We start from the raw sequence: 26,280 nt of genomic DNA, 5'->3' as shown, positions 1-26,280 counted from the left end.
GCCGAACAGCCGCAGTGAGGCATCGACTCAGGTATCCGGTCGTCAGCCGATTCACCCAAACGGCCCTGGCATTGTCGATCTCGAACCGGCCTTTCGCTCACTACACTTGTTCCCTCGAACTCGCGGAGGAGGGCGCGAAGTGGCCGATTATTCGATCAACGCGCAGAGATTTCGCCGTTTCCGGACAGCGGTACTGACGCTGTTCTTGGCGCTGGCGATGACGGTCGTTCCCGGCTGTGCGCCCGCCCCTGCCTGCGCGGCCGGGACGCAGGCCTACGAGGGCGTGTGCCTGAGCGACATGGCGGCCCAATACGTCGTCTGCACGAAGGATCGAGGCGTCAACGTGGCCACCAAGCTCGACGGCAAGGTGAGCGGGACGTTCAAGGTGGTCGCGGACGCCGGGCTGCAGCTCGGCTACGAGAAGAGCAAGCAGGAGAACACTCCCGTCGCGCTGCAGATCGTCAAGGACTGCATGGAGATCGCGAAGACCGCGTCACCGCCGGCCGATCCGGAGCGGGCCCAGGTCGCCGGATTCGAGCAGCAAGCCGACCGGGCCATGCAGGAGTGGCAGAAAAAACAAGTCAACGAAACCCCGTCGCTCACACTTTCCCGCAACAGCGCGCGGAAAGGGCAGAAAGTCACCGTCGTCGGCAAGGAGTTCTGGGCGAACGAAATGGTCGACATCACGGTCCACGCCACGCTCGTCGCGCAGGTCGAAGCCGACGGCAACGGCAGCTTCTCCGCATCGGTCACCATCCCGCAGAGCGCGCCGCCGCCCAGTTTCGACACCACGATCACCGCGGTCGGCAAGAGCTCCGTGAAATCGGCGAGCGCACCCTTCCACACCGCCTGAAAGGACTCGAGAGTATCGCCGCCGGTTTGCCGCCGGTGCGGGGAGGGGAGAGCGGGTTGACGCAGACAACCCCGCCGTACGTTGTCGAGCCGGGCAGCGACGCCGGCCGGCTGGTCCGGCCTCAGCCATGACGGGCCCGGATCTGCTGGCGGTGTGCGACGTGTGCCTGCAGCTGATCGACGACGGCGACGGCGCCGTGTGGTGCCGTCCGGAGACGGCGACGCCCGAGCCGCCGGACGAGGGCCAGTTCCTGATCGAGGAGTTGCTCGCCGCGCCGGACACCCGCGCCCGCTGGCGGGTCACCCACGAGGAGTGCGCGCCCGGCGAGGGGTACCGGATCGCGGTGGAGCGGATCCGGACCTGGCCGGCCTACCTGCACTGGACCGCGCACCTGATGGGCAAGGGCTGGCTCGCCGGCACCAACTGGGCCGACCTGATCCTGGACACTCTCGACCCCGCCAGCACCCAGCCAGGGATCCGGCCCCGGACCGCGCGGGATCTCGGCCATCGCCACGTCGGGGACTGACCAAGCCCGAGGTCTCGGCGGCGTGATCCTCATTGTATAATGGCCTATACGGTCGGGGACTCATCAAATACCACTTGTGGCACCTGTTTCAGCTCAAACCGCAAAGAAGCGGGTCCGCGACCCCGGCGATCGGGTGCCGACGTCACAAACGAGGTCCCGTAGTGAGCCGGCTGACGAGCTGGGTGCGGGAGCGGACGTCGAGTTTCCGGAACGCGCGGCTCAGGTGGGCCTCGACCGTCTTCTCCGTGACGTACAGCCGCTCGGCGATCTGGCGGTTGGTCAGCGCGTCGGCGGCCAGCTGGGCGACCCGGCGCTCCGACGGGGTCAGCGCGCTGACGCCGGTGACGCGCAACCGGGGCGGACGGCCGCCCTTCGTTGCCAGGCCTGCCGTCAACCGGTCGGCGAGGGCCTGCGCGTGGCACTCCAGGGCCAGCTCGGCCGCCCGCCGGATCGTCGCGCGGGCCGTGCTGCGGTCGCCGCCGCGCAGCTGGAGCCGGCCGAGGTCGGCCAGTGCGTGCGCGAGCTCCAGCCGGGCGGGCGCCGCGCGCAGCAGCTCGACCGCCTCCTCCAGGTGCCGCCGGGCGGCCGGGGGCTCGGCCGGCCCGGCCGCGGCGCGGAGCGCGACCGCGAGGTGGCGGGGCACGCCGAAGTCGCGGGCGAGCCGCACCTGCTCGCCGATCAGGGCCGTGGCTTCGGCGGGCCGGGCGGCCGCCAGGTGAGCCCGGGCCGCCAGCAGCCGCCACGGGACGTCCCACAGCTCGCCGGGCGCCCACCGCTCGTACGACCGACGGCAAATCTCGGCGTCGGCCAGTGCGCGGACGTGGTCTCCCTGAGCCAGCCGGAGCCGGGTCCGGGCACCCAGCAGCCACAGGTGGGCCGACGAGTGCGGTGGCCGGTCGTCGCCGAGCACTCCGGACGCGAGCACGGTCGCGGCGTCCGGTGGCCGGTCGTGCTCGAGGTGCACCTCCGCCGCGGTCGCCTCCAAGATCGGCAGGCCGATGTTCGGCGGCGGCGCGGCCGCCGTGCCGAGCTCGAGGTGCTCGGCTGCCTGCGCCAGGTCGCCGCGGAGGTACGCGATCCGGGCCAGGTAGCCGCGGACGATGCCCATCGGCAGCAGCAGGCCGCGGTCCACCGCGGTGTCCAGCGCCCGCTGCATCCGCCGGTCGGCCTCGTCGAGCTGGTCGGTCACCAGCAGCGTGTGCACCGCCGCCCAGAGCCCGCACCGCTCGGGCGTGAGCACGTCGCCCGCCAGGGCGGACCGGGCCAGGGCGATCGCTTCGCCGGCCGGACGGCCGGCGAGCACGGCCTCCAGCGCCGCCTGGGAGTCGAGGACCGCCTGCGGCCGGCCGGGCCGGCGCCCGAACGCAGCCAGCCGGCGCACCAGCTCGGCCCGCCCGCCCAGGTCGGCCCGGGCCATCCCGATGAGCTCCGCCTCCACCTCGAGCTCCAGCCCCGGGTCCTCGGCCCCGGCCAGGTCGGCCAGCGCCTGCACGAGCAGCGGGACGGCCTCGCGCGGCGCTCCGCAGGCGTTGCGGAACCGGGCGAGGCTGTACGCGCACAACGCCCGTTGCCGGCCGCCGTCCGCGAGGGCGAGCGCCTCTCGGAGGTGGTCGTCGGCTTCGGCGAGGGCCAGGTGGTGGGCGCGGCAGTTGCCCAGTTGCCGGCTCACCTCCGCGCGCTGCGCCGGGGGCGGCGGTTCGGCGCGGGCGCGGTCGAGGAACACCGCCGCGTTCTCCGGTGCGCCGTGCCGGAAGGCCTGGCCGGCGGCGGTGGCCAGCAGCCCGACGCGGTCGGCCACCCCGGCGGGCGTCGTCCGCAGCAGGTGGGCGGCGACGCGGGTGACCGGCCGGCCCGCCTCGAGCAGCACCCGCGCCGCCCGTTCGTGTTCCGGCCCGAGCTCCTCGACCGGGATCAGCGTGAGCGCTATGTCCCGCACGACAGCGTGGACGAAGGCGGGCGGGTCGGCCCGGTCGAAGATCCCTTCGTGGGTCAGCCGGGCCGCGGCCGAGGCCGCCTCCGCCGCCGGCACCCCGGCCTGCGCGGCCACCTCGGCGAGCGCCACGTCGTCGCCCAGCACCGCGACGGCCCGGGCCACCGCGCGCACGTGCGGGGGCTGGCGGCGCAACCGGGCCGTCACGTACCACCGGATCGCGTCGGGGCCGGCCGCGGCGACGGCGGCGGCCCCGTCGGCGGTGGGCCGGACGCCGTCGGTGACCAGCACGCGCAGCAGCTCCCGGACGAAGAGCGGGTTCCCGCCGGTGAGGGCGTGGCAGGCGGCGCAGAACTCCTCGTGCGCGTCCGGGCCCAGCTCCCGGCGGACCAGCTCGGCGACCGCGCGGCCGCTCAGGTTCCGCGGCCGCAGCAGCGTGAGGTCGTCCGCGGCCAGCAGGTCGTCGGCCAGGCCGTCTTCGCCGTGGTCGGCGGACCTCGTCGTGACGACGAGCAGCGCGGCGCAGGAGTCGAGCCGGCGGGCCAGGAAACCCAGGAACCGCAGGGACGGCAGGTCGGCCCAGTGCACGTCGTCCACCAGCAGCACCGGGGTGGCCCGCTCGGCCAGGGTCACCAGCAGCCAGTACAACCCGTTCAGGACCGCGTACGACGAGCTCGGGGCGACGGTCTGGTCCGCGGCGCCGAACAAGCCTTCGGCTGTTCTGGCCGCACCGCTGAACAACCGGGCGCGCTCGGGTCCCGCCGTCGGCAGCACGGGTTCGAAGAGCTGGCGCACCACCCCGAACGCGAACTCCCGCTCGAGTTCCGCGGCGCGCGCGGACAGCACCGCGTAGCCCCGGTCGACCGCCAGCCGGCGAACTCGCTTCAGCAGCGCCGTTTTCCCCGCGCCCGCACCACCGTCGAGGACGACCACCCCGCCCTGGCCGGCGCCGAGCCGGACGAGCGACCTCTCCAGGGCACGCACTTCGGCGTCCCGTTCGACGAGCTGCGTCACCGGAGACCCACTCCGATCTGCGGCCGCCCGAACCCACGCGTTTCGTGGTCAGGCAGGGATTTTCACCCTAGCAGCCGGCAACAGGCCGGTGGAGCCGTCGGTGACGGCGGTGAAAGAGCGACGTCACGCGAAGGAGCGGCCCATCCACCAGTTTCCCGGGGCGTCGGGGTCGGTGCTCGACCAGAATTCCACGCAGGCACGGGTGAACTCCCCGGCGGTGAGGTGGCCGTCGCCGTCGGTGTCCAGGTGGGTGAAGGCCTCGGTGACCTCGGCTTCGGTCAGTCCGGGGAAGTGTCCGCGTTGGAAGATCAGGAATTCGGCGGGAGTGACACGGCCGTCGGCGTCGGTGTCGGCGATGGCCAGGAAGGCTTCGGCGAGCGCGCCGAGGCCGGCCTGGGCGGCGTCGGGGTCGTCGGCCAGCGAACCGGTCGAGGTGGTGAACTGCTCGCGGGAGATGGCGTCGCCTCCGCCGGGGATGTGGGGCAGGTGCAGCTCGCGCCAGATGCGCAGGTAGGCGTCGATGATGGTCTTTTCCTGCGGTGATCCGGGGGTGTGGCCGAGGGCCTCGGCGGCGCGCCGGCCCATCAGGACGTGGTCCCCTTCGGTGAGCAGGCCGTCCCCGTCGACGTCCAAGTGCGAGAACCCGTGTTCGATCTTCGCTTTGAGCAAATCGTTGACCGGCACGAGTTCTCCCGACGTGGTGGTTCGGAGCGGACGGAACCCAGGATGCCGCCGGGGCGAATCGCCGGACTAGATCCGAACGAGTCCTTGGCCGCCACGAACGAGTGGTGTCGGACGCGGTCAGGTCAGTGGCGGGCGGCGGTTCGCCCACGGCCGGGCCCGTTCGAGCTGTCCGGCCAGCCGGAGGAGTGTGTCGTCGGCGCCGAGCCGGCCGACGAACTGGACCCCGATCGGCAGCCCGTCGGGGGTCCAGTGCAGGGGCACGCTCATCGCGGGGCGTCCGGTGAGGTTGGCCAGTTGCGTGTAGGGCACCCAGCTGAGGTTTTCGGAGATCAGCCGGTCCACGATCGGGGTGTGCCGCAGCAGGCCGGCGGCCTTGGCGGTGAGCAAGGCGCGCTGCGCGGCGCGGACGGGCGCGGGGGTGGTGAACGCCCCGATCTTCGGTGGCGGGGTGGCCGTGGTCGGGGTCAGCAGGAGGTCGTGGGACTCGTGGAACCCGGCGAGGCGCCGGGTGTGCTCGTGGCGTCGTTCGACGGCCCGCATCAGGTCGACCGGGCTGGTGGCCCGGCCGAGTGCGGCCATGGTGCGGGTGTCGAGTTCGAACGCCGTGTCGCCGGCCCCGCTCGCTGCCTGGCATTCGGCCATCGAGTAGGCGCAGCTGACGAACCAGCTGGTCAGGAAGTCCTTGGCCAGCACGGCGTCGTCGAACGGCTGCGTGGGCAGTTCCACCACCTCGTGCCCGAGCTCGGCGAGCAGGTCGCCGGCCGCGCGGGCGGCGGCGACGGCTTCGGGGTGCGGGGCGGGGTTGATGGCGCTGGCGGTGCACAGCGCGATGCGCAGGCGGCCCGGTTCGCGGCCGGCTTCGTCGGCGAACGGGGTTCGCGGCCCGGCGGCGAGGTAGGGCGAGAGCGGGGTGGGGCCGGTGAGGACGTCGAGCATGGCGGCGGTGTCGCGGACCGAGCGGGAGATGACGCCGTCGGTGGCGGTGCCGCCGAGTCCTTCGGCGCGGGCCGGCCCGGCCGGGATGAGCCCGCGGGAGGGTTTGAGCCCGAAGAGCCCGCAGGCCGAGGCCGGGATCCGGATGGAGCCGCCGCCGTCGCTGGCGGCCGCGCAGGGGACGACGCCCGCGGCGACGGCGGCGGCCGCGCCGCCGGAGGATCCGCCGGGGGTGTGGCCGGTGCTCCAGGGGTTGCGGGTGGGGCCGAAGACGTCGGGTTCGGTGACGCCCTTGGCGCCGAATTCGGGGGTGTTGGTCTTGCCGAAGACGACCAGGCCGGCGTCGAGCCAGCGCTGGACGACGGTACTGGTTTCGGTGGCGGGCACCGTGGCCATCGACCGCGAGCCGGCGCTGGTGGGCGTTCCGGCCAGGTCCTGGTTGAGGTCCTTGAGCAGGAACGGGACCCCGGCGAAGGGCCCGTCGGCCGCGGCAGGCGGGTCCACCTCGCGCACGACGGCGTTGAGCCGGGGGTTGACCCGCGCCAGCCGGGCCCGGGCGGCTTCGAGCAGTTCGGCCGGGGTGACCTGGCCGGTACGGACCAGAGCGGCCAAGCCGACGGCGTCGTGGTCGGGGTAGTCCTCCATGGGGTGATCCTGCCGCACGCCGGGAGCGCGGCGCGGTATGAGCTGGTTCACGTCCGGAGCCGGTGAGTCAGGCCGGCCCGTGCGGTCAGTCGCCGAGGAAGCGCACCAGCTCCGCGGTGACGAACGCGGGGTTTTCCTCGACGAGCCAGTGGCCCGCGTGCGGTACGTCCACGGCGCGCACGATGTTGGTGACCCGGGGGGTCACCGTCGCCCGGATCGCGTCGAGCTGGCCCTGGGCGGTCAGGAGCAGGGCCGGCACGCGGACCGGTGCCGCAGCCACCGTGTCGCGAACGTCCTTGTCGAGTGCGCGGTAGAGCTCGAAGCCGCCCGACAGTACCTCGGGCCGGCGGTAGGTCCGGGTGTACTCGTCGATCTCGGCACCGGTGAACGGGGAGCGGTCCGAAGTGCCGCCGAAGGCGGTTCCGCCGAACGAGACCTGCGGGTAGAACAGGGCCAGGTACTCGCGGACGTCGTCACCGGCGATCGCCTCGGGAACCCGCCGCTGGGAGTGGAAGGCGATGTGCCAGCTCAGGGTCCGGTAGGTGGCGGCGTCGATCGCCGGGCCCGGGAGCGGCAGGTCGAGGTAGCCGAGCCGGGTGGTGTCGCCGGGGAACTGGGCGGCGTACTGGAACGCCACCGCGGCACCGAAGTCGTGCCCCACGACGGCGGCGGTGCGGAGCTTGAGCCGGTCGGCGATCAGGGTGTGGACGTACCGGGCCAGGGTGGCCTTGTCGTAGCCGGTGGGCGAGCCGGTGCCGTCACCCAGGCCGGGAAGGTCGACCGCGTAGACGGTGTGGTGCTCGGCGAGGGCGGGCATGATCGGCCACCAGCCGTACCAGGTCTGCGGCCAGCCGTGGATCAAGACCACGGGCGTGCCGCTGCCGCCGGCGACGTAGTGCATGCGGACGCCGTCGACGTCGGCGAACTCGTGCCGGAAGGTGCTTCGAAAAGCCGGGTCGTCCCGGGTCTGGGTGGCGTAGGGCGCAACGGTGGCCGACGTGGAGCAGGCGGTGACGCTCGTGGTGAGCAGGAGAGCGAGCGTGAGCGTCACCGCCGTGCGCGCGAAGCGGCAAAACCGAGAGGTGTGAGTCGAAAGGTCTTCTGCCGGCATGCCGTCAGTCTTGCCGGGCACGCACGAGCGAGCACGGGATCTTGCGGTTCCGGCAAGATGGCCGGGGAACGGCGATCAGGGATCGACGTCCATCTTGTCCCCGTCGAGGTCGATGTTCTTGAGCTCCGGTGGGTCGAGGTCGCCGCGGTCGAGGGCGGCCCAGTCGTCGACCGTCGGGTTCTTGTAGAAGCCGCCGTAGCCCGGCCATTCGCCCGTGCGCGCCGCGTCCCGTGCGCCGTGCATTTCGGCCGCGTCCCACTTGTCGATCGGCTTGGTCGTGACGTGTCCGGAGCCGTCCACCGCGTGGCCGCCGGTGGGAACGGCCTGACCGGATTGCGGGTTGTACCGCATGCCTTCGCCGCTGGAGCGCATGTCGTCGATCATCTTGTGGTACGAGTCGTCGGCGATGGCCATCCGCTTCTGCTCGGCGTCGTAGGCCGCCCGGTCCGGGTGGTTCGGGTCGGCCTTGATGGCGTCCCGCCGGTCCTGTTCGGCCTTCGCCGCGTCCGCCTTGTCCTTGTCGTACAGGGGGTGGTCTTCGTGGTGGACGTGGTTCTTGTCGTTCCCGTGGTAGACCTGGTCGGAGAAGCTGTGCGGCTGGTCGTAGCCCGCCTTGATGGTGTTCGAGTTCTGGAAGCCCTGCTGGTGGCCGTAGCCGAGCTGGTTGAGCTGGACCGCGGTGCTCGGGTCGTTGGCCTCGATGGCGTTGCGCTGCGCGTTGCGGTACGAACCGAGACGGTCGTCGTACCCGAGGTTGTCGTCCTTCGTCGTGTTGGGTGCGTCCCGGACGTCGCCCTTGGTGAACCCGGACTCGTGGTTGCTCCCGCCCTTGCCGGTACCGGGGTGGTACCGGTGGTTGGCGAAGTCCTCGTAGTAGGCGTAGGCGTTGTTCTCCAGGGGTTTGTTGCTCTTGTCCGACCGCGCGCCCTTCACACCGCCGTTGTCGCTCAGGATGTCGTAACCACCGGCGTGTTCGGACTGGTGCGTCTTGTTGCCGTCGATCTTGAAGTCGTACTTGTCGTCGAGGCGCTTGCGTTCGGCGTTCCGGTCGCCGTAGGTGCTTTCCGGGTACGTGCGGCCGCTCGTCGAGGACCCGTCCGATCCTCGGGCGTAGGGGTTGTGCCGGTTCGCGGCCGCGCAGGGCGTGGTCCGCTGCGGGGCCAGGCCGAGCGGGTCGACCATGGCGGTCGGGTTGCCGACGTAGGCCAGGGAGTCCGGCGCCGGGGTCAGGCCGAGCGGGTCGTGGGAGAGGTAGCGCCCGGTCTCGGGGTCGTAGTAGCGGTACCGGTTGTAGTGCAGCCCGGTCTCGGGATCGTGGTACTGGCCCGGGAACCGCAACGGCGTGCCGGCCGCTCCGCCGGCCGACACGACCGGGCCCCACAGCGCGGTGTGCAGGTGCCCGGCCAGCGCGCCGGTGTCGTCGACCAGTTCCGCGGGCGCACCGACCAGGTCGGAGACGATCGCGTGGAACCGCTCCCCGCCGCCGGCGCCGAGGACGCGTTCGGTCTGGGTGAGCGGGAGCCGGTCGCCGGGGGCGTAGTCCCACACCGTGGCGATCGGCGGCCGGCCCGGTCCACTGTGGACCTGCTCGGCGGGCAGCTGCCCGTCCCAGGCGTACTCGACCTGCTCGGCCACGGCGCCGGTGGCGTCCAGGCGCTGCTTGGCGACGCGCCGGCCGAACGGGTCGTACCGGTAACGCCACACCGTGCCGTCGGGCGTGCGGACGCCGATCAGCCGGTTCTCCGCGCTCCACTCGTAGGTCCAGCGGTTCCCGCCGCGCTCGCGGGCGATGACGCGTCCTTCCCCGTCGTGGCGGTAGCGAGTCGGGCCGGCGGCGGTGAGCAGGGTGCCGGTGTAGGCGCGCGGCCCACTGGCCTGGGGTGCGCCGGACCAGCCGGCTCCGGTGACGGCACCGGTCAGGTCGTAGTCGTAGTTCTCCTGCCAGCGCGTGCCGCGCACGGCACGGACCCGTCCGCTCGCGTCGACGTCGAACGTGCGCGACCCGGAGATCAGGTCCTCGACGCGAGCGAGGTGGCCGTCGGGCAGGTAGCCGTATTCGCGCCGCTGCACGGTGTCCGCGCCGCGCAGCACCGTCTGGGCCGCCAGCTGCCCGGTGGGGGACCAGTCCTGGCGCAGCTCCGCCACCGGCCCGGCGGTGGTGTGCAGCCGGCGCACCGTCTCGCGGCCCGCGGCGTCGTAGCCGAACCGCAGGGTGCGCCCGGCGGTGTTCAGCACGGTCGGGCGTCCCTCGGTGTCGTAGCCGAAGACCGATTCCGCTCCCGAGGGCGTCCGGCGGCTGACCCGGCGGCCGAGCGGGTCGTAGCGGTTGACCACGGTCCGGCCGTTGATCGACTCGGACAGCACGCGGCCGAGCGCGTCGTAGGTGTACCGGACCTCGCTGTGCGCGTTGGCCGCGGACACCATCCGGTCGGCCTCGTCGTAGGTGAAGACGGCGACTTCGTCGGCGCTGCTGCGCCGCACGACCCGGCCGAGGCTGTCCCGCTCGAGGGTGATGGTCTGCCCGGCGCCGTTGGTGCGGTGCACGAGCCGTCCCGCCGCGTCGTAACCGAAGCGCAGGACGCGCCCGTTGTAGTCGGTCTCGCCCACCTTCCGGCCCGCGGCGTCGTACTGGTAGTGCCAGACCAGGCCGCGTTCGTTGGTGACCGAGGTGAGCCGCAGCTCGGTGTCGTAGCCGTAGGTCAGCGTGCCGCCGTCGGGGCTGCGCTCGCTGACCGGCAGGTCGAACTGGCCGTAGTCGATGCGGGTGACGCCACCGCGGGCATCGGTCCGCTCTTCGAAGCTGCCCCGTGCGGTCGAGGTGAACCGCTCGACCGCGCCGTCGGCGTCGCGCGTCTGCACGAGGTGACCGGCGGCGTCGCTGACCAGGGTGGTGGTGTGCCCCAGCGGGTCGGTCACGCTGGTGGTGTGGCCGAGCGCGTCGTAGCCGTAGCGCCACACGGCGCCGTCCGGCTCGGTGACGAGCAGGGGGAGCCCGGCGGCGTTGGCCTGGATCCGGGTGACCCCGCCGAGGGCGTCGGTCACCGAGTCGACGGTGCCGGTGAAGGGGTCGTAGGTGTAGGCGGTCGCGGCCCCGGTCGGGTCGACGACGCGGGCGAGGCTGCCCCGCCGGTCGTATTCGTAGCGCCACACGGCGCCGTCGGGCCCGGTCACCGCGACCGGCCGGTGCCGCTCGTCGTAGCCGATGACCATGCGGCTGCCGTCGGGACGCGTCACCGCGATGAGGTTGCCGAGCTCGTCGTGGTCCCAGCGCGTGACGTGGCCGAGCTCGTCGGTCTCGGCGACCACGCGCCCGAAGCGGTCGCGTTCGGCGCTGGTGGTGTTCCCGAGCGGGTCGGTCCGCCCGATCACCCGCATCCGCTCGTCGAGCCGGTAGCGGGTCACGGCGCCGAGCGAGTCGGTGACCGTGGTCACGCCGGGCTGATAGGCCAGTGTCGTGTTCAGGTAGCCGCCGGTGCCCTGGGCGCGCACGCAGCGTCCCTGGGCGTCGTAGCCGTAGCTGTACCAGCGGCCGTTGACGTCCTCCCAGCGGACGAGCCTGCCGTCGGCGTCGTAGGTGAACTTCTGCGGGGTGCCGACCGCGTCGACGACCTCGACCAGCCGGCGCGCGGAGTCGTAGCGGTACTCCGCCAGGGGGACCGGTGACCCCGCTGCGCGCAACGCGGTGACCAGGCCGTCGGCGCTGTCGATCTCGACGCGGTACCCACCGGAGTGCTCGATCGCCACCGGCATCCCGTCGCGGTAGCGCAGCACGATCCGGTTCTTCGCCCCGTCCACGACCGCGCGCAGCGGCAGCGTGGTGTCGCCGCGGCGACCCGCGAAGTAGCGCACCCGGTCGGACTGCGGGTCCCCGACGATGTAGCCGTGGCGGACCCGGCGCAGCGCCAGGTACGGGCCGCTCTCGGGGACCACGGCCTCCACGCCGAGCGGAACCGGGTAGCGCAGCAGCGTGCCGTCGGCCAGGGCCAAGTGCAGCCCGTCCGGCTCGACTTCGAGCCGTTCGTCCAGCGTCGAAGCCCAGGTGGGGCCGAACCGCCGGCCCGCGCGGTAGGACGACAGGTGCGTGCGCGCGACCACGAGCGGCAGCGCGCCGGGCAGCGACACGTCCTCCTGCTCCACCATCACCGCACCGGTCGCGACGTCGATGGGGTCGCCGCAGTCGGTCCGGTCCTTCGTCGGCGTGGTGTGCTCGTCCGGTTTGGGGTTGTTGTCCCTGATCCGCGGCCCGTCATCGGGTGCGCTCTTCGGCTTGCCTCCGCCGCCCGGCGCGCCCTTCGGCGTTCCGCCGGGCGGCGGATCGGCCTTCGCCACCGGCGGGGGATCGGCAGGCGGGTCGCTCTTCGGCGGCGGATCGGTCTTGGGTGGCGGGTCCGTCTTGGGTGGCGGGTCGGTTTTCGCCCCGGAGGTGGTGGTGCTGTCGTCGCCCTTGCCCGCCGGGGGCGGGTCGGTCTTCGGCGGGGGTGCGTCCGGCGAGCCGTTGCCCTTGGGGCCGCCGATGTCCTTGGGATTGCCCTTGATGTCGGCGTGCTTGGGCGGCGGCGCGGCTTTGCCGGGCTTGATGTTCCGCAGCGCCTTCGCGGCATCGGAGAAGAGGTCGCCCGCGCGCTTGAGCAGCGGGACCAGCGCCTTGAGCGCGGTGACCAGCCGCTTGACCAGGTCCGCGATCTTCGACGCCGTCTTCGCGACCGCGTTGATCACCTGCGGCACCACCCAGGTCAGGCCGATGCCCAAGGTGAACACCACCTGCAACGCCCAGCTGATCAGGTGCCCGATCAGTTCGGCGATGATGTCACGGACGAGCGCCCGCACGGCCGCGACGACCTCACCGGCGGTCTTCACCCCGCTGGAAGCGCCCTCACAGCCCTTCTGCGCCGTTTCGAGCAGCGTCACCGTGTCCTGCGCGCGCTGACGGTAGGTATCGGCGGCGTTCCCCGTCCACGAGACGGTGTCCGCCTTGACCATGCCGAGCAGGTCCTCGCCGACGCTGCCCAGCTCGGTGGCGACGTTCTTCCACGTCTCCGCCTGCGCCGCGATCTCGTCGGCGTTGCCGGTGAGCCCGTTGAGCGCCTCCTTGAGCGGCCCGACGTGCTCCATCAGCCAGCCCACACCGGCCGCCAGGATCGCCCCGAACGGGTCCATGGCCATCGACAAGGCGTCGAGCGCCGTCCCGACCGAGCCGAGCGCCACCGACGCCCAGTCGCCGCTCTCGATGGCGGACTTCAGGTCGGCCGCCGACTCCAGCAGCGACACCCCCGAGTACGCCTTCGTCGAGTCCTTCGTCTCCGCGACCAGAGGATTGCTCACGTGCGACTCTTTCCCTCCGCCCGCCTGGTGATCATCAGCGAAGCTAACAAACAGCGGTTCGAGCGGCTTTCCCGGGTACAGCGCTGCGGCCGAGGGCGTTACCGGAGCCCGGCCGGGCTCAGCGGAACCGGGCACTGTCGTTCACCGATCTCCTTAACTGTATAACGACCTATACGACCGGGTAAACTAGCCAATCACCTTGCCCGACGCGAGCGCACCGAACGTTGTTCCGCCCGTACGGCGAGTGCTATACCGGCAGCAGCCCGGTGTCGCGACGAGGCGATGCCACGAACGACCGGAGTGTCTGGTGGCCCACCGTGCTGTGCGCTCATCCGCCGTGCTCGCCGCCCTGACCGCGCCCGTCCTCCTGCTGGGGACCGCGACCGCGGTGGCCGCTCCCGGCACTCCGCCAGGCCGGCAGCTGACGATCGAGACGGTGTCGAACCCGCGGCCCGCGCTCGTCAGCGGGGGACAGGTCCTGGTCAGGGTGGTCTCGCCGCAGAGCGGGGGACGGGTCGACGTCATGGCCAACGGCCACGACGTCACCCCGGGCTTCCGCGCCCAGCCGGACGGCAGTCTGCTCGGCCTGGTGACCGGCCTGCGCAACGGTGCCAACGACCTGAGCGCCCGGGCCGGCGGACACGGGCGGGACCGGCGGGCGAACCTGCGCGTCACCAACCACCCGATCACCGGGCCCGTCTTCTCCGGCTCGCAGCAGCTTCCGTTCTACTGCGAGACCCAGGCGTTCGGCCTGCCGGCGGCGGCGCAGCCGTTCTGCGGCGCGCCGACACAAGTGAGCTACCAGTACCGGACCACCGCCGGGGCGTTCGCGCCGCTGGCGGATCCGGCGGCCCGGCCCGCGGACCTCGCGACGGCCACGGTCGGCGGGCACGCGGTGCCGTACGTGGTCCGGGTCGAGCGCGGCACGATCGACCGCGCCGTCTACGAGATGGCGGCGCTGTACGACGGCGCGCCGTCGCCCGTCGCGCCGGAAGGCGGCTGGAACGGGAAGCTGGTCTACACCTTCGGTGGTGGCTGCAACGCGGGCTACCACCAGGGCAGCTCGACCGGCGGGGTCGTCAACGACCTGTTCCTGGCCCGGGGCTACGCGGTCGCGTCGTCGACCCTGAACGTGCTCGACACCAACTGCGGCCCGATCATCTCGGCCGAAGCGGCGATGATGGTCAAGGAGCACTTCGTCGAGACCTACGGCCCGGTCGCCCACACCATCGGCTGGGGTGGGTCGGGCGGGGCGATCCAGCAGTACGACATCGCGGAGAACTACCCCGGCATCGTCGACGGCATCATCCCCGGCGTCTCGTTCCCGGATCCGCTGAGCACGGGCGGTCCGGTGTCGGACTGCCGCTTGCTGGAGCGGTACTTCGCCGGGCCGGGCGCGTCGTTCACCGCGGCGCAGAAGCAGGCCGTCGCGGGCTTCGCCAGCTACGACACTTGCGTCTCCTGGGACAAGACCTTCGCCAGCCGTGCCACCGCGACCGGCAGCTGCAACGCGGCCATCCCGGTCTCGGCGCGGTGGGATCCGGTCACCAACCCGCGCGGGGTGAAGTGCAACTCGAACGAGCAGCTGGTCAATCAGCTCGGGCGGGACCCGAAGACGGGATTCGTGCGCAGTCCGCTGGACACCACCGGGGTGCAGTACGGCCTGAACGCGCTGAAGGCCGGGACGATCACCGCCGCGCAGTTCGTGGACCTCAACGCCGGCATCGGCGGCCTCGACCACACGGGAACGCCGGTGGCGGAGCGGATCGCGGCCGATCCGAAGGCGCTCGACGCGGTGTACGCCGACGACCTCGTGAACTCCGGCTCGCAGGGGTTGCGGGAGACGCCGATCATCGACCAGCGCACCGATCTGGATCTCGCCGGGTTCGGCAACGACATCCACACCACGGAGTGGTCCTACGTGATGCGGCAACGGCTGCTGCGGGCCAACGGCACCGCGGGCAACCAGGTCATCATCGAAAACCACGCCACCGCGGCCGAAGCGGCGGCCGCCGGTGTCTACGAGCTGGACGCGATGGACCGCTGGCTGACCGCGATCGACGCCGACCGCTCGCACCGGAGCCGGCCGCAGAAGGTGCTGGCGAACCGGCCGGGCGATCTCGGCGACGGTTGCTACCTCTCCGCCGCGTCGCGGATCACCGAGCCGCTGACCTACCCGGCGAGCGGCCGGTGCGGCGCGCTGTACCCGGTGGCGGCCAACACGCGGATGGTCGCGGGGGAGAGCTTGGCCCTCGACGTGCTGAAGTGCCGGCTGAAGCCGCTGGACTTCGGCGACTACCCGGTCGCCTTCACGGTGGCGGACCGGAAGCGGCTGCGGGCGGCGTTCCCCGGCGGTGTGTGCGACTACGGCCGTCCGGGTGTCGGGCAGCGCGCGCCGATCGGGACCTGGCTGAGCTACGGCGACGAACGGAGCGGCACCACGCCGCCGACGCAGCCGCGGTGATCACCCGGGGCAGTCTTGTTGCCGAACGGACGGGGTGCGGGCGATCGAGCTGCGCACCCGTCTGACGGCGTTGTCGGGCATCGACTTGCCGGCCACCGTCGTCTTCGGCCGGCCCACGGTCGCCGAGCTGGCGCGGTACCTGCTGGATCTCCGGCGGACCCCGGCTGTGGTGCGGTAGGGATTTCCTGCGGAGGGGAGCGCGGCGGCGCCCGGTCGCGGGGGCGGGAATCTTCGCGTCGTAGGGAATTGCGGTCAATCGGCCGGACGGGCGAACCGGTCATTGGTGGCGGGCACTCTTGACAGGGTGCCCGCGTTCGCTACCCTTCTGTCTGGGAGCGCTCCCAGAAATCGGTTATTGCTCAAAGGAGAGCAGATGACGCAGTGGAGAAAGGCGTTCGGCGCGCTGGCCGCGGCTGTCGTGGCCGCGAGCGGGTTGGTCGCCTTCGGCGCGACCGGTCAGATCGCCGCGGCGGCAAGCGGTACGGGTAGCGGATACCTGCACACCAGCGGCAACAAGATCCTGGACAGCACGGGCGCGACGGTTCGGCTGACCGGCATCAACTGGTTCGGGATGGAGACCGACAACAAGACCTTCCACGGCCTGTGGTCCAGCCGCACCTGGCGCCAGCAGCTCGACCAGATGGCTCAGCTGGGCTACAACACGCTGCGCGTGCCGTTCTCCGACGACGCGCTGAAACCCGATGCCAAGGCCACCGGGATCAACGACTACACCAACCCCGATCTGATCGGGCTTTCGCCGCTGCAGATCCTCGACAAGGTGATCGGCTACGCGGGCCAAAAAGGAATGCGCGTCATCCTCGACCGGCACCGGCCGACCAGCGCGGGGCAGACCGCGCTCTGGTACACCGCGGGCGTCCCGGAGAGCACCTGGATCACCGACTGGAAGACGCTCGCCCAGCACTACGCGGGCAACACCACGGTCATCGGCGCGGACCTGCACAACGAGCCGCACGCCGAGGGCACCAACCCGGCCGCGACCGGCGCGTGCTGGGGCTGCGGCGACACCGCCCGCGACTGGCGGCTGGCCGCCGAACGCGCGGGCAACGCGATCCTGGGCGTGCAACCGAACTGGCTGATCTTCGTCGAGGGCGTGAGCTGCCCGAGCGGCGGGCTGTCGAACGTGTGGGACGGTGACCCGTCCAACGACGAGGACTGCGGCTGGTGGGGCGGAAACCTGTCGAAGGCCGGCGAGTTCCCGGTACGCCTGTCCGTGCCCGGCCGGCTGGTGTACTCCCCGCACGAGTACGCCACCTCGGTCTACAACCAGCCGTGGTTCAGCGCTCCCGACTACCCGGCGAACATGACCGCGATCTGGGACAAGTACTGGGGCTACCTGTACAAGCAGAACATCGCACCGCTGATGATGGGTGAGTTCGGCACCACGCTGGCGAACCCGGTCGACAAGGTGTGGCTCGAAAAGCTGATGGCCTACACCGGGACCGGCGTCAACGGCATCTCGTTCACCTACTGGTCGTGGAACCCCAACTCCGGCGACACGGGCGGCATCCTCAACGACGACTGGACCACGGTCAACCAGGCGAAGCAGAGCATCCTCCAGCCCTACCTCATCCCGCCGGCCGGCGGCGGGCCCGACCCGACGACGACCACCCCCACCACCCCCACGACCCCCACGACCGGCGGCGGCACCGGCGGCTGCCAGACGGCGTGGAACCTGGACAATTCCTGGCAGGGCGGTTTCCAGGGCACGCTGACGGTGACCAACACCGCGACGAGCGCCGCCAATCCGTGGAAGGTCGTGTTCACCCTGCCCGCCGGAGCCACCATCGCCAGCGGCTGGAACGGCACCTTCACCCAGAGCGGCACCAAGGTCACCGTGACCGCGCCGACCTACAGCCCGTCCCTGGCCGCGGGAGCGGCGGTATCGCTCGGCTTCACCGCCAACGGCACGTCGGGCGCACCGTCCGCCGTCACGCTCAACGCGGCGGCCTGCACCACGTGACCGACCCTGGCTGCGGTGCCGACCGCGGGCACCGCAGCCAGGACACGCCCTGATCCACGGCCCGCCCGGGCCCGAACTCGCGTTCTTGCGCCATTCGGCTGATTGTGCTCCCCGCCTGTGACGATGTCTCACCCGCGAACGACTTCCCCGGCGAGCCGGACGTCGAGGGGACTCTCCGATGACAAGCCTGCGAACGGTCGGTGTGGCGGCCGGCCTGCTGCTGTTGCCGTTGCTGACCGCCGAAAGCTGCGTCGACGAGCGGACCGGTCCTTCGTCGTCGGTCCCGGCGCCTGCCGTGGGCGGGGACACCGCGGGCGCGGGCTCGAGCACGACAGCGTCCGGCGAGGTGAGCTCTTCCGACGTCGCGCCCGCGCCGGAGCCGACGACACCGCTGATCCCGGAGCCGACCGGTACCCCGACCGGCACCCCCGGCCAACCGGACACCACTGAGGTGACCGCGCCCCCACCCACCCCGTGACCGACGTCGCCGCTCCGTCCTCGGTGCTCTGGACCCGTGCGACCACCGTGCTGTCCCAGACGGTGCTGATTTCCGCGCTGCTGTACTACTTCGGCTGGGTCCGCAGCCAAGCCACCTGGTCCTATTTCGGCGTCGACACCGGGCTGCTCGGCTACGGCACGGCCGACTACGCCCTGCGCAGCATCAACTCGGCCTTCCTGCCGCTGATCGGCAGCGGCATCGCCGCCCTCGGCGCGGCGGCCCTGCATCGCACGGTCCTCGGGCCGGCCGCCCGCGCGACACCGTCGACCCGCCGCCGGCGCATGGCCGACGCCACGATTCTCGTCGCCCGAGTCGGCGGCGTCCTGCTGATGGGGGTCGCGGTGACCGGGTTGCTGCTGCCGGTGGCAGTCGGCAACGCCCTCGGCGTGGCACTGCCGTTGTCCCTGCTCGCCGCGGCCTGCCTGCTGTCCTACGCGGACCACCTGCGCGCTTGCGGGCACCGGCCGGACCGGCGGGTGCCGCCGCGGACCCCCGGGCTCCGTGGACTGCTGCTGACCGGGCTGGCCTTGCTCGGCCTGCTGTGGAGCGTCGCCCTGTACGCCCAGGCGACCGGTCAGGACGTGGCACGCAGCATCGCGGCCGGCTTGCGCAACCGGCCGTCCGTGACGCTCTACAGCGCCGAGCGCCTGTCCATCACCGGACCGGGGATCACCGTGGACACGCTGGAGCAGGACCGGACGAAGTACCACTTCCGCTACTCCGGCCTGGTTTCCCTGACCCAGACTTCGGAGCGGTACGTACTGGTCGCCGCCGGCTGGCGCAAAGGGAGCGACGCCGTCTACGTCGTCCCGGCCGGAGACGGCATCCGCGTCGACATCACGACGCGATGAGTCCGGACGGACACACTCATTGAGTCAAGCCTTCGGCAGTTTCCCCACCAGCAGCTTGCCGAACGCCACCGCCGTGTCGCAGGCGCCGCCGCCGGTTTTCGAGGCGAAGATCCGGATGTGTTCCGTGCGCTTGGCGTCGAACTGGCGGTGGTTCCACGACACCGCGCAGCTGTCGCCGGTCGGGTGGCGCGTGCCGGTGACGCCGCCGAGGTCGACGGGGCTGCCGTCGTCCGGCACGCTGGAATACCCCTTGTCGAAGGTCAGCCGCAGGGATGTCGCCGCCGTCCACTCGCACTCGCGCAGCCGGTTGAGCTTGACCTCGCGGACCGGGCCGAGCACGGGCGCCACCGCGGTCTTGTCGAGCACCGTGCACGGGTCCGACGCGAGCAGCGTGCCGGGCGGGAGGTCGTATGCGGCGCCGCCGCGGACGCGGTCGAGGACCTTGGCGAGGGTGGTCTTCGCCAGGCCGCACGTCTCGGCCAGCGCTGTCACGCCCAGTTCCGGCTGCGCGGGAACCTGGACGCTGGCGTCGCAGGTGCTGCCGCTGATCTCGGTGAACAGCACCGGACGGCCGTCGAGGTCCTCGGCCGGCCTGCCGCCCTCGACGTAGATCTCGTCGCCGAGCTTGATCGAGATCCGTTCGCCGGACTTCGTGCGGTAATCGCAGCGGTCGAAGTACCCCGAATCCGGGACGGCGCTCAGCTTGCCCGCGTCCTGGACGCTGACGTCGTTGAGCACCTTGCACGGATCCGTGCGCCGCAGCGTTTCCAGGCTCGTCGGGTCCAGGTTCGCGCCCGCGGTCGGCGCATCCGCACCGGCCCTCGTGGCCAGCACCGCCACCAGGCTGCCCACGGCGAGTGCGGCGACGGCGGCCAGCGCGGCCACGACCGGGAACCAGCGGCGACGGCGGGGCGGCGGGGGCAGTGGCACCGGCGCCGGCCAGGACAGCGCGGTGCGGACCGCGGTGTCCTGCGCTTCGATCAGCCGGTGCACCGCGTCCGGCCACGGCCGCGTCCCGGGTGCCACCGGGCCGAGGAAATCGAGGATCCGCTGCGGCGACGGCCGCCGGGCGGGGTCCTTGGCCAGGCACGGCTCGACGAGGGTCCGGATTTCGGGCGGCAGCCCGGTCAGGTCGGGGGCGGCGTGCACGACGTTGTAGAGCAGCTGCGCCGTCGTCGAGCCGGTGAACGGGCCGCGGCCGGTCGCCGCCATCACCAGCAGGCCGCCGAGGGAGAAGACGTCGCTCGCCGGGGTCAGGGGGCGGCTTTCGGCCTGCTCGGGGGACATGAACGCGGGGGAGCCGACGATGCCGCCGGTGCCGGTGAGGTCGGCGCCGCCCTCGGTGGCGCGGGCGATGCCGAAGTCGATCACCCGCGAGCCGTCCCCGGTCAGCAGCACGTTGCCGGGCTTGAGGTCGCGGTGGATCAGCCCGGCCCGGTGGATCTCGATCAGCGCGGTCGCCAGGCCGGCGGCGAGCCGGCGCACCGCCTCGACCGGCAGCGGTCCGGTCGCTTCGACAGCTTCCTTCAGCGACGGCCCGGTGACGAACACCGAAGCGAGCCACGGCGTTTCGGCGTCCGCGTCGGCGTCCATGACCGCCGCCGTGAACGCTCCCGAAACCCGTTGCGAGGCCAGCACTTCCTGCCGGAACCGGCTGCGGAAGTGGGTGTTGCGCGCGAACTCCGCGTGCACCTGCTTGAGGGCGACCAGGCGGCCGTCCGGGGCGACTCCGAGCAGGACGCGGCCCATGCCGCCCTCGCCGAGTTCGGCGACCAGGCGGTACCGGCCGGCGTGCCGGGCCTCGCCCGGCTGCAGCGGCTTCACGGCTTCGGCAGCCCGGGCCGGGCCGCTTTGGCGAAGTCCTGGACGTGGCGGCAGGTCTGCTCGATGGTGAGCGTGCTGGCGGAAGTGGTGTACTGGACGATGACGTTCTCCGAGGCTTGTTCGCCGACCGGCCGGTGCGGCCAGGTCACGGTGCAGTCGACCGACGCGGGGTTGATCCGGTCCGCGGTGAAGTACGCGGTGAGCCCGCCGAGGTCGACGGTGCCGGCCGCGTCGTAGGAGCCGTCCTTCGCCGCGACGGGCGGGCGCCCCCGTTCGAGGTTCACGCTGAGCTCGCCGCCGGCGGTCCAGCGGCACTCGTGCAGCCCGCGGGGTTCCACCTTGGTGATCGGGCCGGCGATCCGCTGGGCGGTCGCGGTGGCGACGAGGCCGCAGGGGTCGACCGGCGCGAGGCTTCCCGGCGGCGCGGCGGAAACGCTCCCGGCGCGCAGGCGGTTCAGCGTTTCGGTGAGCGCGGACTTCGCGGCGTCGCACGGCTGGGCGAACTTCCCCACCCCGAGGTCGCCGGCCTCGACGCCGATGGTGGCGGCGGGGCGGTCCACGACCGGCACCGAGGCCGTGCAGCCGCTGCTCTTGACGTCGAGGTTGAGCGGCAGGCCGTTCAGCTCCCCGGCCGGCGTGCCCCTGGCGGGCGACGGGCCGCCGATCGTCAGCTGCATCCACTGGCGCTGCGCGGTCTGGAAGGTGCAGGAGAAGAACTGGACTTCGCCCTGCGGGGTGAGCTTCCCGATCCCGGGCACCGACGGCAGCACCTGGCACGGGTCGACCCCGCGCAGCTTGTCCGGGCCCAGCGGGTCCGGGTTCGGCGCGGACGTCGTCACCGGGGGTGGGGCCGGGTTGCTCGCCGGGGCGGCGGTCGCGCCACCGTCGCCGTTCAGCAGGGCGACCGCGGTGATCGTGCCGGCCACGACCACCGTGGCGGCCGCGGCGGCGAGCGCGATCCGCCGGCCCCGCTGCCGCGGCTTCGGCGGCTTGGCCACGACGGCCGCCACCTGGTCCCCGTGGCGGGCGATCAGCGCGTGCACGGCCGGCGGCCATGGCCGCTGGACCGGCGGCAGCGGCCCGAGGAGCTCGAGCAGCTGCGCCGGCGTCGGCCGCCGGGCCGGGTCCTTCGCGAGGCACGGTTCGGCGAGGGCGCGGATCTCGGGCGGAAGGGCCCGCAGGTCCGGGTGCGTGTGGACGACGTTGTACAGCGACTGCGGAGCCGACGCCCCGGCGAAGGGACTGCGTCCGGTGGCCGCGAGGACGAGGAGCGCGCCGAGGGAGAAGACGTCGCTCGCCGGGGTCAGCGGCCGCCCGTCCGCCTGCTCCGGCGACATGAACGCCGGCGACCCGAGGATGACCCCGGTGTGGGTCAGGTCGGTGCTGCCTTCGGCGGCGCGGGCGATGCCGAAGTCGATGACGCGCGGGCCGTCGTCGGCGAGCAGGACGTTGCCCGGCTTGAGGTCCCGGTGCACCAGCCCGGCCCGGTGGATGCCCATGAGCGCGGACGCCAGCCCGGCGGCCAGGTGCCGCACCGCGGGCGACGGGAGCGGCCCGGTCGCGTCGACGGCTTCCTGCAGCGAAGGGCCGGCGACGAAGACCGAGGCCAGCCACGGGATCGGCGCGTGCGGGTCGGCGTCCATCACCGCCGCGGTGTAGGCGCCCGAGACCAGCCGGGAAACCTCGACCTCGCGGCGGAACCGTTCGCGGAACCCGGGATCGTGCGCGAAGCCGCGGTGGACCAGCTTGACGGCGGCCAGCCTGCCGTCGGGAGCGACCCCGAGCAGCACGCGCCCCATCCCGCCCTCACCGACCGCGGCGAGCAGCCGGTAGCGCCCCACCTGCGCCGGCTCACCCGGACCCAACGGCTCCACGCCCCACCTCCGCGGGCGATCGTAGAACGGGCCCGCGCTCACCCCGGTACCGACGTCGTCCATGACGTCCGGCGACCTGAACGGGTCGTTGCCGGTCCACGCCGCGAACCGGCGCCGGGCGGACGCGGGGACACGGACGCCGGGACACGGACGGCGATCACCGCCCGTGTCCCGGCGTCGCCGCTAGGAAGCGCGGTGGAAGGTGATGGTGAAGCCGGTGCAGGAGGCGCACTGGTACATCGTTTGGTTGCCCGGCTCGGTGTCCTGCTTGGACCACGCGTACGCCTTGGGGCAGTGCGACTTGATCGCGTCGCTGTAGCTCGTGGGCGCGTCGCGGTTCGGGTTCACGCAGTTGATCAGCGTGCCGGACGGGGAGTACTGCCGGTTCGCGGCCGGGCAGTAGGGCAGCAGGTTCTCCGGGCAGCCCGCCGTGCCGCACGACGCCGAACCCGGCGGCACCGCCGCGTTGACCGGCTCGATCGTGATCGGGACGGAGAACGCGTTGACGTAACTGACGTCGTACCACGGGGCGAGGCCGTCGGCGGTGTCGAAGTTGAACTCGGCCAGGCTGGCCGGCTGCTCGCCGGTCGCGCAGTGGTCGGCGTACACGCCGCAGTCGCCGACCAGGCAGTGGAAGTCCCGCCCCGAGGTGCCCGTGCACCCCTGGCGGGCGAAGAACTTGCCCCGCCAGTGGCCGGGCGCGGACGTTTCGGGAATCGTGACGGTCGCCGACTGCCCGTCGGCCAGCGTCGGCAGGCTCGCGAAGTTGACCGACCCGTCGGCGTTCACGGTGCTGCCCAGCCAGATGGTCTGGCCGGTGTGGTTGACGAACGTCACCGTGTGGTTGCCCGCCGCGGTGGCCGGGCTCGCCGGCGAACTGACGGTCAAGGCGACGACGAGCGCCGCGACCGTGGCGAAGAGCCGCTTGAACATCCGGGATGGACCTCCGTTCGGTTCCGGTGCGGGTGAGGGGATCAGCCGGCGGCCCGGTAGGCGGCGCCGCTGGCGTTCGGGGTGGTCCCCGTGTAGAGGCCGGTCGGGGTGGTCGACGTCGACAGCGAGAACCACGCGTAGCGCTCGACGAACGACAACCCGTTCAACATCGCCGTGGACCGGCTGACGAAGTCCGCCTGCTCCGCGGCGGACGGGTAGCGCGGAGCCGGGCCGGAGAAGTCGATCAGCGCGTACTCGGTGACCCAGATCGGCCGGTGGTAGCGGTCGTACACCGCCTGCAGGTACGACCGCAGCTGCCCGGTGGCGGCGGTCGAGAAGTCGCCGCCGTACCAGTGCAGCGGGATGAAGTCGACGCGGTAGCCGCGCGCCGCCGCGCCGCTCATGAACCGGTCGAGCCAGCCACCGGGGGTGTCGCCGCCGTAGGCCACGGCCGGCGCGCCCAGCCGCAGGCCCGTCGCCTCCAGCTGCGGCCAGAGGTCGAGCGCGGTCTCGACCGGCATCTCGGCTTGGCCGGCCAGGTCCGGCTCGTTGAACGCGAGCAGGGTGCTCCCGGACGCCTTCGCCTGCTGCAACCGGTCCGGGGTGACCGAGCCGCGGCCCCAGATCATCGGGACGAACTCCGTCCCCGCCGGTGCGGTGATGCCCTGGGGGTCGGCGGCCCAGGTGTAGAACCACCGGGCGCCGACGTCGGCGAGCGCGGTGGTGACCCCGGTGAAGGCGGCCGCGCTGACGCCCTTCTTGGTGCCGGCCGCGGTCGCCGGAGCGGCCGGTCCGCCGGCGATGACGACGGCGGCGACGGTCACGACGAGCAGGAGTTTCCTGAGCTGGTTCATGCCGGTTCTCCGAAGTTCCGTCCCGGTCACGAGCGGACGAACGACCAGGTCACCGGGATGTTGCCCAGCGCGGGGTCGGCGAGCTGGGCGAACGCGGGTGCGCTGAGGTCGATGTGCGCGCTGTCGCAGCTCGGGCACTTGTCGGCCACGGGCACGGTGATGGTCCGGCCGTTGTAGGAGACCCGGACGGACACGCCCCGGCACAGCGGGTCGTTGTTCGGGTTGGCCGTGGTCCAGTACGCGGCCGGTGCCGCGGCGAGCAGTTGGGTGGCGGCGTTGATCTGCGTGCCGCAGGCGCCGAAGCCGGCGTCGTTGTAGTAGGTGGCGCGCCCGTTGATCGGTTGGTCGAAGGGAATGTCGGCCCACGCCGTGCCGCTCATCGTCAGGGGAAGCGCGGCGGCAGCGGCCAGCGCGGCGAATGACTTGGTGATGGTGCGCATTTTCCGTCCTCTCCTTCGGTGCGGGCACACTGGTGCCCGAGGCGGCTTGTCTTTCTTTCGGATGGCAACCGCGAATTCGGAACTGCCGCGCCAGAGGATACTGCGCAGCGCAATACCGCGCTATGACACGAAATTGTCCGGACGACATTCGTTGTCAACGTTGACAACGAATGCGGGAGAGGTTCATTTCGAAATCTGTTGAATGGCGTTTCCGGCATTCCGGAAAACGTCGCCGGATCGGGGAGCGGCGGCGGGCCACGCGGTGAGCAGCGCCTCGTCGTCCCGCCCGCGTGGACGGGACGACGAGCACGCCTCAAGACACAGCCGGACCGGACTCCGAGCTTCCGGAGAGCTGCTTGAGGAACTCGTGGCACTGCTTCGCCCGCGCCGAGTCTTCCTCCATGACCTTGCGGAAGAAGTCGGCGATGTCCTGCCGTCCCGCGTTGTCGGCGTCCCGGACGTACTGGCCGTAGTCGTGCCCCGCCTTCAGGGCGTGGTACTGCACCGATACGAGGTCGAACGTGACGTCGTCGAAGCCGGTTTCCCCGGTGGCCATAGTGTCTCCTGTCGTTGCGCTGTGCCGTCGCGGCCGGGTATGGCCGCCTTGCGGCGCGAGTACCCGGAGCCGGCCGGCGCAAGCACAGCGTCCGCGAGTCGACCGGGCCGGCGGGCTACGGCGTCTTGAGGGTGCCGCCGTCGACGTTCCAGTTGGCGCCCACCGCGCTGGGCATCGTCGGCGACGCCAGCAGGAGCACCGCCCTGGCGATCTCGGCGGGCTCGATCAGCTTGCCGGTCACCATTCCCGACTGCTCGGGCATGGCCGCGAGCACCGTCTCCTGGTCGAGGCCCATGCTCGCCGCCAGCTTCCCCACGTAGCCGTCCGGGCTCGTCAGGATCGCGGTGCGGGTAGCGCCGGGCGTGACGACGTTGATCCGGACGCCCGTGTCCCCGAGCTGCTCCGCCAGCCCACGGGAAAACGCGTTCAGCGCGGCCTTCGCCGCGGCGTAGGACAGGGGCACCTTGCGCGGGTCGCGCGCGGAACTCGAGCTGATGTTCACGATCGCGCCCCGCGTGCGTGACAGGGCCGGCAGCGCGGCGCGGGTCATCTCCACGGCGGCGCCGAGGTTCAGCGCGAGAACGTCGCCCCAGGCCGCGCGGGAACCGCCGATGGGGTCGGCGAGGTCGACGTCGGCCGCTTCGCCGCCGCCTGCGTTGTTGACGAGCACGTCGAGGCGGGGGTCGTCCGCGAGCACGGTGTCCAGCACCCGCTGCGGCGCGGTGGCGTCGAGCAGGTCGGCGGCCACGAACGTCGCGCCGGTGGCTTCGAGCTCGGGAGTGCTCTTGCGCGACACGGCGACGACTGTGGCGCCTTCGGCGACGAACGCCTCGACCGTCGCCAGTCCGATGCCCCGGCTCGCGCCCGTCACGAGGACACGCTTCCCCGCAAGATCCAGATCCATGGTGATTCTCCCTCGGCGTCTTGGTTGACCTCATAAATGCTACACAGCGGTCTCAGTTATGTGCAAAGAAGAGACTTGGGTG

Annotated in this window: 19 protein-coding genes; 7 read left to right on the top strand and 12 right to left on the bottom strand. The window is 72.1% G+C overall.

All coding sequences use genetic code 11. The annotated features are described in order from the left end of the window. The first annotated feature begins 139 nt into the window (after window positions 1-139). Complete coding sequence (locus DV20_RS28930) at window positions 140-853, top strand: hypothetical protein (RefSeq protein ID WP_152603771.1); 714 nt, start codon at window positions 140-142, stop codon at window positions 851-853. A 127-nt stretch (window positions 854-980) separates the two neighbouring features. Then, window positions 981-1,379 (top strand): hypothetical protein, encoded by a 399-nt coding sequence (locus tag DV20_RS28925; RefSeq protein WP_043785866.1) that lies wholly within the window; start codon window positions 981-983, stop codon window positions 1,377-1,379. A gap of 142 nt (window positions 1,380-1,521) precedes the next feature. On the opposite strand, the gene DV20_RS28920 is transcribed toward DV20_RS28925, so the two are convergent. From DV20_RS28920 to DV20_RS28900, 5 genes are all read right to left on the bottom strand, one after another. Then, window positions 1,522-4,323: an ATP-binding protein gene (locus DV20_RS28920; RefSeq protein WP_051736170.1), complete on the bottom strand. Its 2,802-nt coding sequence runs from the start codon at window positions 4,321-4,323 to the stop codon at window positions 1,522-1,524. Between the two features lie 123 nt (window positions 4,324-4,446). Further along, complete coding sequence (locus DV20_RS28915; RefSeq protein WP_043785864.1) at window positions 4,447-5,007, bottom strand: EF-hand domain-containing protein; 561 nt, start codon at window positions 5,005-5,007, stop codon at window positions 4,447-4,449. Between the two features lie 117 nt (window positions 5,008-5,124). Beyond that, window positions 5,125-6,585: an amidase gene (locus DV20_RS28910; RefSeq protein ID WP_043785860.1), complete on the bottom strand. Its 1,461-nt coding sequence runs from the start codon at window positions 6,583-6,585 to the stop codon at window positions 5,125-5,127. An 85-nt stretch (window positions 6,586-6,670) separates the two neighbouring features. Continuing rightward, window positions 6,671-7,696: an alpha/beta fold hydrolase gene (locus DV20_RS28905; protein ID WP_051736169.1), complete on the bottom strand. Its 1,026-nt coding sequence runs from the start codon at window positions 7,694-7,696 to the stop codon at window positions 6,671-6,673. Window positions 7,697-7,771: 75 nt separating this feature from the next. Continuing rightward, window positions 7,772-13,018: an RHS repeat-associated core domain-containing protein gene (locus tag DV20_RS28900; protein WP_051736168.1), complete on the bottom strand. Its 5,247-nt coding sequence runs from the start codon at window positions 13,016-13,018 to the stop codon at window positions 7,772-7,774. A gap of 307 nt (window positions 13,019-13,325) precedes the next feature. Here DV20_RS28900 and DV20_RS28895 point away from each other — a divergent pair, with 307 nt between their 5' ends. From DV20_RS28895 to DV20_RS28880, 5 genes are all read left to right on the top strand, one after another. Further along, window positions 13,326-15,482 carry a DUF6351 family protein gene (locus DV20_RS28895; RefSeq protein WP_043785857.1) on the top strand — a complete coding sequence of 719 codons (2,157 nt, stop codon included), beginning with the start codon at window positions 13,326-13,328 and terminating at the stop codon, window positions 15,480-15,482. Window positions 15,483-15,516: 34 nt separating this feature from the next. After that, the gene (locus DV20_RS45650; RefSeq protein WP_160169765.1) at window positions 15,517-15,660 is read left to right on the top strand and encodes an acyl carrier protein; all 144 of its coding nucleotides are present in this window, start codon (window positions 15,517-15,519) and stop codon (window positions 15,658-15,660) included. A gap of 195 nt (window positions 15,661-15,855) precedes the next feature. Next, on the top strand, window positions 15,856-17,463 hold the full coding sequence (locus DV20_RS28890) for a cellulase family glycosylhydrolase (protein ID WP_043785855.1): 1,608 nt from the start codon (window positions 15,856-15,858) through the stop codon (window positions 17,461-17,463). Window positions 17,464-17,641: 178 nt separating this feature from the next. Continuing rightward, entirely contained in the window at window positions 17,642-17,941 is a 300-nt protein-coding gene (locus DV20_RS28885) for a hypothetical protein (protein ID WP_152603770.1), read from the top strand. Continuing rightward, a complete protein-coding gene (locus DV20_RS28880) occupies window positions 17,938-18,813 on the top strand; it encodes a hypothetical protein (RefSeq protein WP_043785849.1) in 876 nt (291 codons plus the stop codon). Before DV20_RS28885 ends, DV20_RS28880 begins: the two co-directional genes overlap by 4 nt. Before the next feature lie 24 nt (window positions 18,814-18,837). On the opposite strand, the gene DV20_RS28875 is transcribed toward DV20_RS28880, so the two are convergent. The 7 genes from DV20_RS28875 to DV20_RS28845 all read right to left on the bottom strand — a co-directional run bounded on the left by DV20_RS28875 (window position 18,838) and on the right by DV20_RS28845 (window position 26,198). After that, on the bottom strand, window positions 18,838-20,637 hold the full coding sequence (locus DV20_RS28875) for a serine/threonine-protein kinase (RefSeq protein WP_043785847.1): 1,800 nt from the start codon (window positions 20,635-20,637) through the stop codon (window positions 18,838-18,840). Further along, window positions 20,634-22,511: a serine/threonine-protein kinase gene (locus tag DV20_RS28870; RefSeq protein ID WP_043786087.1), complete on the bottom strand. Its 1,878-nt coding sequence runs from the start codon at window positions 22,509-22,511 to the stop codon at window positions 20,634-20,636. The genes DV20_RS28875 and DV20_RS28870 overlap by 4 nt, the downstream gene beginning before the upstream one ends. 183 nt (window positions 22,512-22,694) lie before the next feature. Beyond that, window positions 22,695-23,444, bottom strand: coding sequence for a thaumatin family protein (locus tag DV20_RS28865; RefSeq protein ID WP_043785844.1), 750 nt, complete (start codon window positions 23,442-23,444; stop codon window positions 22,695-22,697). A gap of 41 nt (window positions 23,445-23,485) precedes the next feature. Beyond that, a complete protein-coding gene (locus DV20_RS28860) occupies window positions 23,486-24,298 on the bottom strand; it encodes a glycoside hydrolase family protein (protein WP_043785842.1) in 813 nt (270 codons plus the stop codon). Window positions 24,299-24,324: 26 nt separating this feature from the next. Further along, the gene (locus DV20_RS28855) at window positions 24,325-24,738 is read right to left on the bottom strand and encodes a cysteine/serine endopeptidase inhibitor (RefSeq protein ID WP_043785839.1); all 414 of its coding nucleotides are present in this window, start codon (window positions 24,736-24,738) and stop codon (window positions 24,325-24,327) included. Between the two features lie 313 nt (window positions 24,739-25,051). Beyond that, complete coding sequence (locus DV20_RS28850; RefSeq protein WP_043785837.1) at window positions 25,052-25,294, bottom strand: hypothetical protein; 243 nt, start codon at window positions 25,292-25,294, stop codon at window positions 25,052-25,054. A gap of 115 nt (window positions 25,295-25,409) precedes the next feature. Continuing rightward, entirely contained in the window at window positions 25,410-26,198 is a 789-nt protein-coding gene (locus DV20_RS28845; RefSeq protein ID WP_043785836.1) for an SDR family NAD(P)-dependent oxidoreductase, read from the bottom strand. Between the last annotated feature and the right edge of the window lie 82 nt (window positions 26,199-26,280).

Origin of the sequence: Amycolatopsis rifamycinica, from assembly GCF_000695625.1 — a bacterium.
GTDB classification, from domain to species: Bacteria; Actinomycetota; Actinomycetes; order Mycobacteriales; family Pseudonocardiaceae; genus Amycolatopsis; species Amycolatopsis rifamycinica.
Note: the sequence above shows the minus strand (reverse complement) of the source record. Positions and strands in the feature narration are given on the sequence as shown.